Below are 12,675 nucleotides of genomic sequence, written 5' to 3' on the forward strand. Positions count from 1 at the left end.
TGAGCAACTCAACCCTACTCTTACCGTAAGCCCTTATGCCTCTACGGACTGCCATTGCTTGCTGAGGCGCTTGTCGGAGACAGGCATCTGCGTACCCAGCTGCTGAGCAAACAGCGACACTCGATACTCCTCCAGCATCCATCGATACAAGACCAGATTCTCATCATGCTTGCCCTCTTGAGCATGCTTGGTTGCCCTAGCCTTGTATTGCTCCCAGTAACCCGTTAATTCGCTCGTCCAGACCCGATCCCGCTGAACCTGAGACCCCACCTTGTCCAGACGCTGATCGACAGCCTTGAGATAGCGCGGATACTCCTTAAGCCATTGCAGAGGCGTTTCACGAACAAATCCAGGGTAAACCAGAGCACTGAGCTGTTGCTTGATATCGTTGAGCGCCATGGCCTGAGCCAGATCGATCTTGCCTTTGAATCGCTTTTGCAGGGCATGCCACTGCTTGAGAATCTCCAACACCAATCGTGCCGTACGCTCGGCATGCTCGGCCAGCCCGCCTCGCTTTTTCTCGGCCAGCGACGCCAAAGCAGCCCCCTCTCGAGGCAACGGCTGTTCACCGTCCAGAATGCAGCTATCAAGGCTGGCCAGAAGGATATCCTCAACCAGTGAGTCGATACGTCCCAAGTCTCGATAAAGCAATCCTAGCTCGGTCAGCCCAGGCAGCTTATTGCGCAGGAACTTGACCTGATCGCTCAACTGCTGCAACAAAAGCCGCTGTAGTGCCCGGCGATGCTGGAACTCCGCTTCCGACTGGGTAGAGAACCGGCCCTCCTTGACTACACCGTTCTCCTCCACCAGCGCCGGATACACTGTCATGGAGAGACCTGCAATCTTTTGCTGGGCCTGCTGTGGGACGATTGCAAAAGCTTTAGCCTCAACAGGCTTTTGCTGTTCGGCCTTTTGCTGAGGAACGGCCAGAGCGGCCTGGCTGGCTTCGGCAAAACGGGCTGTCAGCTCTGTGAGGTCACGGCCTTCACCCAAGTACTTGCCGCTGGCATCGACAACCTCGATGTTCATTCGAAGATGTCTATCAAGCAGATTGGCAGCCTCCGGCCAGGCATCTTCAGGTATCCGCGCCCCGGTCATGCGTAACAGCTCACGTCCCAGGCTTTCGTATAGTGATCCTTGTCCAAAGGTGATCTTGCTCAATGCTGCCTTGACGAAATCCGGAACCGGAACAAAATTCTTGCGAATTGCCTTGGGCAGGTTGCGCACCAACGCAACGGCCTTGTCGTATAACAACCCTGGCACGAGCCATTCCAGTCGCTCCGGTGGCAATTGTGACAACAGGGGCGCCGGTACACGCAGGGTAACACCATCGCGTGGCTGGGCGGGGTCAAACTCGTAAGTCAGCGGTAGCTGCAGATCGCCGATACGTAACGTATCTGGATACTGCGCTGCGGTAACCTCGCTGGCCTCACGGGCAAGCACATCCTCCTCGCGCATGATCAGCAGCTGCGGGTTCTTAGCGCTTTCCCGCTTGTACCAGCTGTCAAAGGTTGCTGTCTGGTAAATATCGGCAGGCAAACGAGCCGAGTAATACTCGAACAGTGTCTCTTCATCGGCAAGAATGTCACGCCGACGCGCTTTGGCCTCCAACTCATCAAGTCGCTCCAGCAGTTGGCGATTGGCGCTCAGGCACTTCGCGCGCGACTGGATCTCGCCTCTCACCAAGCCTTCACGAATAAACAACTCACGAGAAACGGCAGGGTCGATAGGCCCATAATGCACGGGCCGTTTGGCTACAATGATCAGCCCATACAGCGTAATCTGCTCGTAAGCAATTACCTGTCCTCGACGCTTCTCCCAATGTGGTTCGAAGTAATTAGCCTTGGTGAGATGGCGCGCCAGCGGCTCGATCCAATCCGCGTCGATCTTGGCTACCATGCGTGCAAACAGTTTGGTCGTTTCAACCAGCTCGGCCGCCATTACCCAGTTTGGCTTCTTGCGGCCAATAACGCTGGATGGATGAATCCAGAAGCGTCGCTGGCGGGCCCCCTGAAAGTCGCCCTCTTCAGTCTTGTTACCAATTTGGCTTAAGAGACCTGACAGAATGGCCTTGTGCACCGAGGCATAACTTTTCGCCCGCTGTGCAGCCTCGGCCGCTTCGGCCTGCAGGGCAGCTTTGGTGTTGACTTTCTTGTCAGTCGAAGGCGTGCTTTCTTCGATTACAGGCGCCTGAACAACAGGCTGTGCGTCGGCAGGCTTACTCTTGAGCTTGAGCTCCCGGCAGATCAAGGTCAGCTGACGGTGCGCATCTCGCCATTCACGCAGGCGCAAGTAATTGAGAAAATTTCTGCGACACCAGCTACGAAGCGCATTCGAGCCAAGCGCCTGGCGCTGCTCCTCGAAGCCATGCCACAGCTTGATTAGCGCACCGAAGTCCGAGTCTGGATCTTTCCACTGGGCATGAGCCTGATCGGCAGCCTGCTGACGCTCCGCCGGGCGATCACGGGGATCCTGCACAGACAATGCACTGGCTACAATCAGAACGTCGGAAAGACTGCCCTGCTCTGCCGCCTCCAGCAGCATGCGGCCTAGGCGAGGATCGATTGGCAGGCGTGCCAGTTGCCGTCCTAATGCTGTCAGTTGTCCCTGATTCGTTACCGCCGACAGCTCTTGAAGCAGCGTAAAACCATCCTTGATCGCCTTGCCATCCGGTGGCTCGATGAAGGGAAAGTCCTCAATCCGACCGAGCCGCAGGTGCAGCATCTGAAGAATGACCGCGGCCAGATTGGTCCGCAGAATCTCAGGGTCCGTAAAAGCTGGACGTGAAAGAAAATCTTCTTCGCTATACAAACGAATGCAGATACCGGGCTCCACCCGTCCACAGCGCCCCTTACGCTGATTGGCACTGGCTTGGGAAACCGCCTCGATAGGCAGCCGCTGAACCTTCGCTCTATAGCTGTAGCGGCTGATACGAGCCGTGCCGCTGTCGATCACGTAACGAATGCCCGGGACGGTCAATGATGTTTCTGCCACGTTGGTAGCCAGCACGACACGCCGTCCGGGGTGAGATTGAAAGATTTTCTGCTGCTCGGCGGGTGTCAGTCGAGCATACAGTGGCAAGATTTCCGTATGCTTGAGGTTGGCTTTACGCAGCACCTCGGCCGCATCACGGATTTCACGCTCTCCTGGCAAAAAGACCAGTACGTCACCAGGACGCTTATGCTCACTGCGCTCATAGGCCTCTAACTCATCCAGCGCCGCCAGGATGCCCTGATCAACGCTCAGATCGTCTTCCAGGCGTTCGCCATCTTCATCCGTTTCTGCGGCCAAAGGACGATACCAAGTCTCGACCGGATAGGTCCGTCCCGACACTTCGACGATGGGGGCATCGCCGAAATGTTTGGAGAAGCGCTCCAGATCAATGGTCGCTGACGTGATGATCAGCTTGAGATCCGGGCGCCGCGGCAGCAGGGTCTTCAGAAAGCCCAGCAGAAAATCGATGTTCAGACTGCGCTCATGCGCCTCATCGACAATGATCGTGTCATAGCGCTCAAGGTAACGGTCATGCTGGGTTTCAGCCAGGAGAATGCCGTCAGTCATCAGCTTTATCAGGCTGCGCTCATTGGACTGATCCTCAAAGCGCACCTGATAACCTACCAGCTCCCCCAAGGGAGTACCGATTTCTTCAGCAACACGGCTGGCTACACTACGCGCCGCCAGGCGACGCGGCTGAGTATGACCGATCAGGCCGTGTATACCTCGGCCGATCTCCAGACAGATCTTGGGCAACTGCGTGGTCTTGCCTGAGCCGGTTTCACCGGCGATCACGACTACTTGATGCTTTTCAAGCGCCGCCTTGATCTCTTCGCGCTTGGCGGCGATGGGCAGGTTGTCGTCATAGCGCATGATCGGCACACTGGCACGACGCGCCTCCACTTTGGCGCAGGAGGCCTGAAAGCGCTCTGTCCACTGTGCAAGCCGGGCATCATCAGGCTTCTTGCGCAGGTCACCCAATTGGCGACGCAAGCGGTGCCGATCGGCAGTAAGGGCTTGGTCCAGACGCTTGGAAAGTTGTTCGAAAGACGATGTTTGCTCAGTCATTGAATGCTATATGGCAACCATTTCAAGTAGGAACCTGAAAGGCTGGCTCGGTTCGCCAGTTCAGGCACCTTATAAAGAGAGAGATGGGCATTGTCGCAGGCTTGCCCAAACGAAAACGACAAAGCCCCGAAAGTCGGGGCTCTGTGCAGGAAAAGCCGATCAGGCCTTGAGCTTTTTCAGCTCGGCATCACGCAATTCGCGGCGCAGAATCTTGCCGACATTTGTCGTAGGCAGACTGTCTCGGAACTCGACCTGCCTGGGTCGTTTATAGCCTGTCAAATTATCGTGCATGTGCTTGAGCACCTGCTCGGTCGTCAGGGAGGCACCAGGCTTAGGTACAACGAATACCTTGATCTGCTCGCCCGCCTTTTCATCCGGCACGCCAATCGCGGCACACTGCAGGACGCCTGGTAGCTGAGCCAGTACATCCTCCAGTTCATTCGGATACACGTTGAATCCGGAAACCAGAATCATATCCTTTTTACGATCCACGATTCGGATATATCCGTCTGGATCGATTACTGCGATATCACCGGTACGCAGCCAACCCTCCGGACTCAACACCTCGGCAGTCGCCTCGGGGCGGTTCCAGTACCCCTTCATGACCTGAGGGCCCTGGACACAGAGCTCACCAGGCTGCCCGAACGGCTGGGCAACGCCATCCTCATCCACTACCTTACAGTCCGTAGAGGGTACCGGGATACCGATGGTGCCAATGCGTCGATGCTGGATAGGGTTTACACTGACGACAGGACTGGTCTCGGTCATGCCGTACCCTTCACAGACGCCACATCCGGTTACCTGCTCCCAGCGCTCGGCAACCGCGTGCTGCAAGGCCATACCGCCAGAAAGAGTTACCTTCAGAGCAGAAAAATCCAAGGCTCGGAAGGCCTCATTATTACACAACGCCACAAATAGCGTATTGAGCCCGACGAACCCCGTGAACTTCCACTTGGACAGGTCCTTGATCATTGTAGGCAAGTCACGTGGATTAGTGATCAGCACGTTGTGGTTGCCCAGAAGCATCATCGCCATGCAATGAAAAGTGAACGCATAGATGTGATACAGCGGCAGCGGCGCGATTACAATCTCGCGGCCTTCTTTCATATTCGAGGCCATCAGAACCTGACACTGCAGCATATTGGCCAGCAGGTTCCGGTGCGTCAGCATGGCGCCTTTGGCAATACCTGTAGTACCTCCGGTGTATTGCAGCACAGCGACATCATCTCCGTGCGGCTGGCTTTCCTTGAGAGCACCCTGGCGCCCCTTGGCAAGTGCAGTCGTGAACTTCACAGCCTGAGGCAACCGGTAGGCCGGGACCATTTTCTTTACGTATTTGACTACGCTATTGACCACCAGGCGCTTGAGCGGAGGCAGCATGTCACCTACTTCCGTAATGATGACATGGCGAATCTGCGTATTGGACAAGACCTGCTCGGCAAGGTGAGCCATGTTGGCCAGACACACCAGCGCCAGCGCACCGGCGTCCTTGAATTGGTGCTGCATCTCACGCGCGGTATACAGCGGGTTCGTATTGACGACGATCAGCCCCGCACGCATGGCACCAAAGACGGCAATCGGGTATTGCAGAACATTGGGAAGCTGTATGGCGATCCTGTCGCCCGGCTTGAGATCGGTATGATTCTGAAGATAAGCCGCAAACTGCCCAGACAGGCTATACAGCTCACGATACGTGAGGGTCTGCCCTAAATTGCTGAAGGCAATCTTGTCGGCGAAACGCTCGCAGGACTCCCTGAGGACCGTCTGGACATTAGGATAACGATCAGGGTCGATCTCGGAAGCGATACCGTCCGGATATTTGTCCTTCCAGAAATTCGGGGTCATGGAAGCCCACTCCTAAGCGACAACGTGATCTTGTTGTGATTGTATCGCCTACTCATACGATGAAGGCGAGCCGAGATTATCAGCTTTGACAGGTCTCCACCAGCACCGAAAAGCGGACTCTTGGTAACGAAAATGACTAAAAAAAGATTTATGGTCACGAGTGGTATTTAGACAAACTTATAATACTCCGTCATAACCTGCTGAAATAGCAGAGAACGTGCCGTATCGCCGTAACCTGGCGTCCTTGGATTTAACGTTGAGTGCCGACTACGTCAGCATCGTCTTCCCTTTACCGTAACAACAGAGTACGAGATTTCTTTCAAGCATGACCGACAATATCCCATACGAAGCCCTGCAAGTAGGCCAAAAGGCCTCTGTCATCCGTACCATCAAAGAACGTGATCTGCTCTTATTTGCCGAGGTTTCCGGTGACCGAAATCCAATACACCTGGACGCCGAGTATGCCGCCAAGAGTGTCTTTCGTGAGCAGATTGCCCATGGCATGTTGAGCGGTGCGCTGATCAGTGCTGCCATTGCCTGTGAGCTGCCTGGGCCAGGTTCCATCTATCTGGGACAAACTTTGAGCTTTAACAAGCCGGTCAAGTTAGGCGACACGCTAAAGGTCGAGATCGAGGTGTTGGAAAAGCTGCCGAAAAATCGAGTGCGCCTGGCTACACGGGTCTTCAATCAGAACGATGAGCAAGTGGTTGATGGGGAAGCTGAGGTGCTCGCCCCCAAAAAAGCATTGAGCATCGAATTGAGCACGCTTCCGCCAGTAACCATTGGCTAAAGTAAAAGCCCCGCAAACGCGGGGCTTTTACTTTATCGTCTAGAGCCAGCTCTTGACCCGGTCAGGATGGGCTTTCAACCAGTCTTTTGCAGCCTGCTCAGGCTTTTTTCCCTCCTCAATGGCCAGCATGACTTCATTGACCTCTCCCGGCTGCCAGGAGAATTTTTTCAGGAAATCCCATACCGGCTTGGCCTTTTTTTCCAGTCCTGGATTAGCCATGGTACGTACCTGCTCGGAGCCGCCATAGACGCCCTTGGGGTCATCCAGAAACTTGAGCTTCCACTTGGCAAACATCCAATGAGGAATCCAGCCCGTGACTGCAACCGGCTTCTGGTCTCGCTCCGCACGTATCAGCTCGGCAATCATTCCACTGCCGGAGCTTGCAACCAGCTTGTAATCCAGATCATAGGCCTTGATCGCCTCCTCGGTCTTGATCATGACGCCCGCCCCGGCATCAATGCCTACGATGCGCCCACCAAAATCGCTTTTCTGGGCGGCCAGATCGGCAATACTGGAGGCTTTTACGTACTCAGGAACGATCAGGCCGATCTTGGCGTCCGGTGTGTTCACGTTCAGGTCGGCAACATCATTCTTCATCTTTTCATAATAGGAACCATGGGTCCCAGGCAACCATGCCGAGAGCATGGCGTCCAGCTTGCCCCGTGCAACGCCTTGCCACATGATCCCTGCTGCAACCGGCATCAGCTTGACTTCGTACCCCAGCTGCTGACGAATGACTTCGGCCGCCGTGAAGGTGGTCGCAACGCTGTCGGCCCATCCATCTACATAGCCAATGGTTACCGTTGGCTTGGCCGCCATAGCCAGATTGGCCATTGCTGACAGGAAGAGCACCATACCCAGGCCTACTACCTTTCGAAACATTCGCATCCTCTGTCCCCTTTTTGAAAACGGCATCACTGCGCCATCCTTATCTTCAAGGGCGACGAAAACGGGACTGCCCTGAGAGCGACCTGAGCAACCGCCATATGCGACACCCGCAATGAAATGGCACCTCTATTGCCTCTAGGAAATAGCCTCGGCATGCTTAGCGCTTTCGATGTCGAGGTTTTTACATGTCCCGCCTGAATATACGCCCAGCTACTGACGCTGACGTTTCGCACATCCTGACTTTCATCAAAGAGCTGGCCGACTACGAGAAAATGCCTGAGCAGGTCATGGCGACTGAAGACAGCTTGCGCGCGACACTTTTTGGTGAGCGCCGTTACGCCGAGGTGCTCATTGGGGAAATAGACGGGACGCCTGCTGGCTTTGCCCTGTTCTTTCACAATTACTCAACATGGCTCGCCAAGCCAGGTATCTATCTGGAAGATCTCTATGTCAGCCCTGCCGCGCGTGGTGAAGGCCTCGGAAAGGCACTGCTTATCAGCCTGGCACGGCTGGCAGTAGAGCGTAATTGCGGGCGTCTGGAATGGTCCGTGCTGGACTGGAACGAGCCTGCGATCCAGTTCTATCGCAGCCTGGGCGCCATCTCAATGGATGAATGGACAGTCAATCGAGTAACAGGCGAAACCCTGACCAATCTGGCCGAACGCACAATTTGATAGAGAGCCAACAAGCACAGCGCACCTTATTATCAGGCTGTGGTCATAGGCTTATTCCAATAAGCAACCCTGCGAAAGGACTCTCCTTATGCTTAGCCCGTTGCGCATCACAGCTCTCCTGGGTGCGCTCTTGCTTGGTCTTTCCGGTCGTGGTGTCGCAGCTGATATTGACGCTGCCACCTATGGCTACCCATTGACCAACCCCTTCGAAGCCACTATCACCTCCACGCCGCTGGAATTGCAGCCACTGCTGCCTACTGATCTGGAAATCGACCAGAAAGACTACAGCATCAACTTGCGGCCTGAACGGGAGTACGAACTTCCGGATAACTTCTGGCCGGTCAAGAAGCTGCACTATCGTCTGGCGATGCAGGATCATCCGGCGCCGCTGATCTTCATCATTGCCGGAACCGGCGCCAACTACTCATCCAGCACACCGGAGTACCTCAAGCGCCTGTATTACAGCGCGGGTTACCATGTCGTTCAGCTTTCCTCACCCACCAGCTACGACTTTATGGCAGCGGCTTCCCGGCAGGCTACGCCCGGCTACACCCCTGGCGATGCAGAAGACCTCTATCGCGTCATGCAGGCCGTTCGCGCGCAGCACCCCAAACTGCCTGTAACCAAGTACTTTCTTACCGGTTACAGCCTGGGCGCACTGGATGCAGCGTTCGTCAGCAAGCTCGACGAGAGCCAGCGCAGCTTCAACTTCTCTCGTGTCTTGCTGCTCAACCCGCCGGTCAATCTGTTGACCTCAGTGCGCAACCTCGATCGACTGGTTCAGACCCAAGTCAATGGGATAACCAACAACCGGACGTTTTACGAGCTAGTCCTGGCAAAGCTGACCCGTTACTTCCAGCAGAAAGGCCATGTTGATCTCAATGAAGCCCTGCTTTTCGATTTTCAGCAGTCGCCCCAACGCTTGAGCAATGAAGAAATGGCGATGCTGATTGGTACATCGTTCCGCTTTTCAGCGGCAGACATTGCCTTTACATCCGATTTGATCAACCGTCGTGGCTTGATCACACCGCCCGACTACCCGATCGATCAGGGAACCAGCCTGTCGCGCTTCTTTGCTCGCGCCCTGCAATGCGATTTTGACTGCTACATGTATGACCAGCTCTTACCCTTCTGGGAACGGACGACCAAGGGCACCAGCCTGGCTGAACTGGCTAGGCAATCCAGCCTGACGGCATTGGAAGGTTACCTCAAGGAGAGCGACAAGATCGGCGTGATGCACAACGCAGATGACTTGATTCTTGGTCCTGGTGATATCGGCTTCCTACGTCGTACGTTCGGTAAACGCCTGACCCTTTACCCGCTGGGCGGGCATTGCGGCAATCTTAATTATCGCGTCAACGCCGACGCCATGCTGGAGTTCTTCGCCCGTGGCTAAATTCCTCTGCCTGCTTCCCTTACTGGCTAGCGCTTACGCTTTCGCCGATACGGATTCGTCAACTTTATCACCTTCACCCGTAGGCGCAGATGGGTTTACCAACCCCTTGTCCACGCTGAAATTCAACCCTGGCCTGGATCAGCGCGAGTTCGAGCGGGCGTCGCTCAATGCGCTGGATGTCTATGACCCACTGGAGTCCTGGAACCGCCGCGTCTACCACTTCAACTACCGCCTGGATGAATGGGTACTATTACCTGTCGTCAATGGCTATCGTCGGGTCACGCCGGGCTTCGTGCGAAGTGGCGTTAGCAATTTCTTCAGCAACCTGGGTGACATCAGCAATCTGCTGAACAGCACGCTGCAACTCAAGGGTAAAAGGGCTCTGAATACCACGGGGCGTCTGCTGCTAAATACTACTATCGGCGTCTTTGGCCTATGGGACCCCGCTACGCGCATGGGACTAGCCAAGCAATCTGAAGATTTTGGCCAGACGCTGGGTTTTTATGGTGTTCCCAGCGGCCCTTATCTGGTATTGCCGTTACTGGGTCCGTCCAATCTGCGTGATGCCAGCGGTTTTGCGGTAGATACCTTGGCCGAGAATCAGATCAACTATCTGAATGTAAATGAGGAAAGCGGCCGTCACCCGGAGATTCTACTGTTACGCGGTATCAACCTACGTTACATCACCAACTTCCGGTATGGGCAGCTCAACTCGCCGTTTGAGTACGAGAAGGTCCGTTACGTCTATACCGAAGCACGTAAGCTTCAAATAAAGGAATAAGAAAGAAGCCGGCCTCATGCCGGCTTCTTTCCAACCAAAAGCATCATATTATTAGATATGAAATACATATAATATGGATAAATAGATTAAAATAAATGAAGTATTATGATCTCATCTAGAGATCAGACACCTTGTCTGGCCGCTTGGAGAGCACGAATCATGTACCGCAACGTTCTTGAATTGCATACAGGCCAGCCCGCCTCTGATGGCGCGGGCGTACGCATGACGCGAGTATTTGCCGGCCAGGGCGTTGAGCGCTTCGATCCTTTTCTCATGCTGGACCAGTTTGATACAGCCAATGCAGATGACTATATCGGTGGTTTTCCAGCCCACCCTCACCGCGGCTTCGAGACCGTCACCTACATGCTCGAAGGTCGTATGCGCCACGAGGATCACCTGGGCAACCAAGGTCTTCTGAAGCCTGGTGGCCTGCAGTGGATGACGGCTGCTCGCGGTATCATTCACAGCGAAATGCCCGAGCAACAGGAAGGCCTGATGCGAGGCTTCCAGTTGTGGCTGAACCTGCCCGGCAAAACCAAAATGGGACCCGCCAGCTACCGTGACTATGAGCCTGCAGAAGTACCTCGCCTGACTACCTCACAGGGTGTTGAAGTTGTCGTGCTTGCCGGCCATTTTGATGACGGGGAACACCAGCAGCTGGGCGCCGTGCAGCGGCCGGATACGGACCCTTATTATTTCGACTTCATCATGCCGGCACAAAGCGCTATCAGTCCGCGCCTTCCCGAAGGGCATCGCGCCCTACTCTATGTGTATGAAGGACAGATTGAAGTCGAAGGCGATACCGTGGCGCCTGTAACGACCAATCGGCTGGTTCGCCTGAGCGATGAAGGGCAGCTGCGGATTCGATCCGCCCAAGGTGCTCGCGTGTTGTTGATTGCAGGCGCGCCGCTGAATGAGCCCATTGTTCAATATGGCCCCTTCGTGATGAATACACGTGAGCAGATTGAACAAGCCTTGCGTGACTATCAGCGCGGCGAGTTCGGTCAGTGAGCAGCGGCCAGTTCCAGCCCTAGGAACTGAATGAGTTGATCACGCTGGGCCAAGGCATCCCGCCGCCCAAGTGCGATCAACTCAGAACAGTAACCTGCCTCGAACAGCAGGTAGCTCAATACGGCAGACCCGCTTTTCTTTGTTGCACCAGGCCCACGAAGAAACAAACGCAGGGACGCTGGCATCTCATGTCGAAAGCGGGCCGCAATCTCAGCCAAGGGCTCGCTCGGTGCGATCACCAGCGTTTCAACCGGTTTTACACCAAGACGCTTCTGCTGCTCCGAGGGCGGAATCATTCGGCTCATCAAGTTGATACGCTCAAGCACCTCGGTGTCGCTTTCCAGACTATCGATAAACGTACTGTTCAGCAGATGCCCGCCTATCTGCGCCAGTGTAGGCGCCTTACCGGTTGCGGCAGAGGCGTCCTCCGAACGGGAGGCATCGGCGTGAGGGTTGTTGCTGACGCCCACGATCAATACCCGGTTAGCCCCCAGGTGCAATGCCGGACTGATAGGTGCCGCCTGACGCACCGAGCCATCGCCCAGGTATTCACGCCCCAGTTTGACTGCCGGGAAGATAAGCGGAATGGCCGAACTGGCCATTAGATGCTCGACATTCAGACGAGTGGGAAACCCAACCCGGCGATGACGCAGCCAGGGATCAATCGCACCGTGCCCCTGGTAAAAGGTCATCGAGTGGCCGGAGTCATACCCAAATGCAGTAATAGCTATGGCCCGCAGATGCCGGGCCTTAACTGCGGCTGTAATACCTGAAAAGTCCAGCTCCCGAGTTAGCAGTGCGCGTAACGGTGCATTATCCAGCAATGCCGCCGGCGTCTTGCCACGTATACCAAAGACATTCTGTCCAATGAAGTGACTGGCCTGCCGGATCACGCCGGGCCAGTCACTGCGGTAGACCTGATCAATATGAAAATTCTGCCAGACCTGGGTCAGGCGCTGACAGGCCAGTTGGAACTGCAGCGCACCACAGGCTAATACCGTTGCATTGATGGCACCCGCCGATGTTCCCACGATGACAGGAAAAGGATTGCGCGCACCCGCAGGCAGCAGCTCAGCAATGGCAGAAAGCACCCCTACCTGATACGCCGCCCGAGCGCCACCGCCAGACAGGATCAGCCCTGTAACAGGAACAGCCGAAGTAACGTCCAACACCCTTTCCTTGAGTCCGAGGTTAAACACATCGCCTTGAGCATAGCGTGTCATAGGTG

9 protein-coding genes are annotated in these 12,675 nt (G+C 55.3%); 5 read left to right on the forward strand and 4 right to left on the reverse strand.

Annotated elements, in window-relative coordinates:
* Positions 1-33 precede the first annotated feature (33 nt).
* Complete coding sequence (gene hrpA, locus JQR90_RS13295; RefSeq protein WP_010795117.1) at positions 34-4,062, reverse strand: ATP-dependent RNA helicase HrpA; 4,029 nt, start codon at positions 4,060-4,062, stop codon at positions 34-36.
* A 159-nt stretch (positions 4,063-4,221) separates the two neighbouring features.
* Positions 4,222-5,907 (reverse strand): long-chain-fatty-acid--CoA ligase FadD1, encoded by a 1,686-nt coding sequence (gene fadD1, locus JQR90_RS13300; RefSeq protein WP_010795118.1) that lies wholly within the window; start codon positions 5,905-5,907, stop codon positions 4,222-4,224.
* Between the two features lie 325 nt (positions 5,908-6,232).
* Between fadD1 and JQR90_RS13305 the strand changes: the two genes are divergently transcribed.
* Positions 6,233-6,697 (forward strand): MaoC family dehydratase, encoded by a 465-nt coding sequence (locus tag JQR90_RS13305; protein ID WP_010795119.1) that lies wholly within the window; start codon positions 6,233-6,235, stop codon positions 6,695-6,697.
* Between the two features lie 39 nt (positions 6,698-6,736).
* Here the strand turns inward: JQR90_RS13305 and JQR90_RS13310 are convergent, their stop codons facing one another.
* Positions 6,737-7,585 carry a glycine betaine ABC transporter substrate-binding protein gene (locus tag JQR90_RS13310; protein WP_026004140.1) on the reverse strand — a complete coding sequence of 283 codons (849 nt, stop codon included), beginning with the start codon at positions 7,583-7,585 and terminating at the stop codon, positions 6,737-6,739.
* Between the two features lie 185 nt (positions 7,586-7,770).
* Between JQR90_RS13310 and JQR90_RS13315 the strand changes: the two genes are divergently transcribed.
* The 4 genes from JQR90_RS13315 (at position 7,771) to JQR90_RS13330 (ending at position 11,447) form a co-directional block, all read left to right on the forward strand.
* Positions 7,771-8,259, forward strand: a complete 489-nt coding sequence (locus tag JQR90_RS13315; RefSeq protein ID WP_010795121.1) for a GNAT family N-acetyltransferase — start codon at positions 7,771-7,773, stop codon at positions 8,257-8,259.
* An 88-nt stretch (positions 8,260-8,347) separates the two neighbouring features.
* A complete protein-coding gene (locus JQR90_RS13320; RefSeq protein WP_010795122.1) occupies positions 8,348-9,655 on the forward strand; it encodes a hypothetical protein in 1,308 nt (435 codons plus the stop codon).
* Entirely contained in the window at positions 9,648-10,436 is a 789-nt protein-coding gene (locus tag JQR90_RS13325) for an MlaA family lipoprotein (RefSeq protein ID WP_010795123.1), read from the forward strand. The genes JQR90_RS13320 and JQR90_RS13325 overlap by 8 nt, the downstream gene beginning before the upstream one ends.
* Before the next feature lie 159 nt (positions 10,437-10,595).
* Positions 10,596-11,447: a pirin family protein gene (locus JQR90_RS13330; protein ID WP_010795124.1), complete on the forward strand. Its 852-nt coding sequence runs from the start codon at positions 10,596-10,598 to the stop codon at positions 11,445-11,447.
* Here the strand turns inward: JQR90_RS13330 and JQR90_RS13335 are convergent.
* The gene (locus JQR90_RS13335) at positions 11,441-12,670 is read right to left on the reverse strand and encodes a patatin-like phospholipase family protein (RefSeq protein ID WP_010795125.1); all 1,230 of its coding nucleotides are present in this window, start codon (positions 12,668-12,670) and stop codon (positions 11,441-11,443) included. The genes JQR90_RS13330 and JQR90_RS13335 overlap by 7 nt on opposite strands.
* Between the last annotated feature and the right edge of the window lie 5 nt (positions 12,671-12,675).

It is taken from the genome of Pseudomonas sp. JZ114 (genome assembly GCF_051027705.1).
Classification (GTDB): Bacteria; Pseudomonadota; Gammaproteobacteria; order Pseudomonadales; family Pseudomonadaceae; genus Chryseomonas; species Chryseomonas luteola.

Bases quoted from the DNA above. Each gene is read 5' to 3' on its own strand.
- hrpA (WP_010795117.1), bottom strand. From the start codon at position 4,062: ATGACTGAGCAAACATCGTCTTTCGAACAACTTTCCAAGCGTCTGGAC.
- fadD1 (WP_010795118.1), bottom strand. From the start codon at position 5,907: ATGACCCCGAATTTCTGGAAGGACAAATATCCGGACGGTATCGCTTCC.
- JQR90_RS13305 (WP_010795119.1), top strand. From the start codon at position 6,233: ATGACCGACAATATCCCATACGAAGCCCTGCAAGTAGGCCAAAAGGCC.
- JQR90_RS13310 (WP_026004140.1), bottom strand. From the start codon at position 7,585: ATGCGAATGTTTCGAAAGGTAGTAGGCCTGGGTATGGTGCTCTTCCTG.
- JQR90_RS13315 (WP_010795121.1), top strand. From the start codon at position 7,771: ATGTCCCGCCTGAATATACGCCCAGCTACTGACGCTGACGTTTCGCAC.
- JQR90_RS13320 (WP_010795122.1), top strand. From the start codon at position 8,348: ATGCTTAGCCCGTTGCGCATCACAGCTCTCCTGGGTGCGCTCTTGCTT.
- JQR90_RS13330 (WP_010795124.1), top strand. From the start codon at position 10,596: ATGTACCGCAACGTTCTTGAATTGCATACAGGCCAGCCCGCCTCTGAT.
- JQR90_RS13335 (WP_010795125.1), bottom strand. From the start codon at position 12,670: ATGACACGCTATGCTCAAGGCGATGTGTTTAACCTCGGACTCAAGGAA.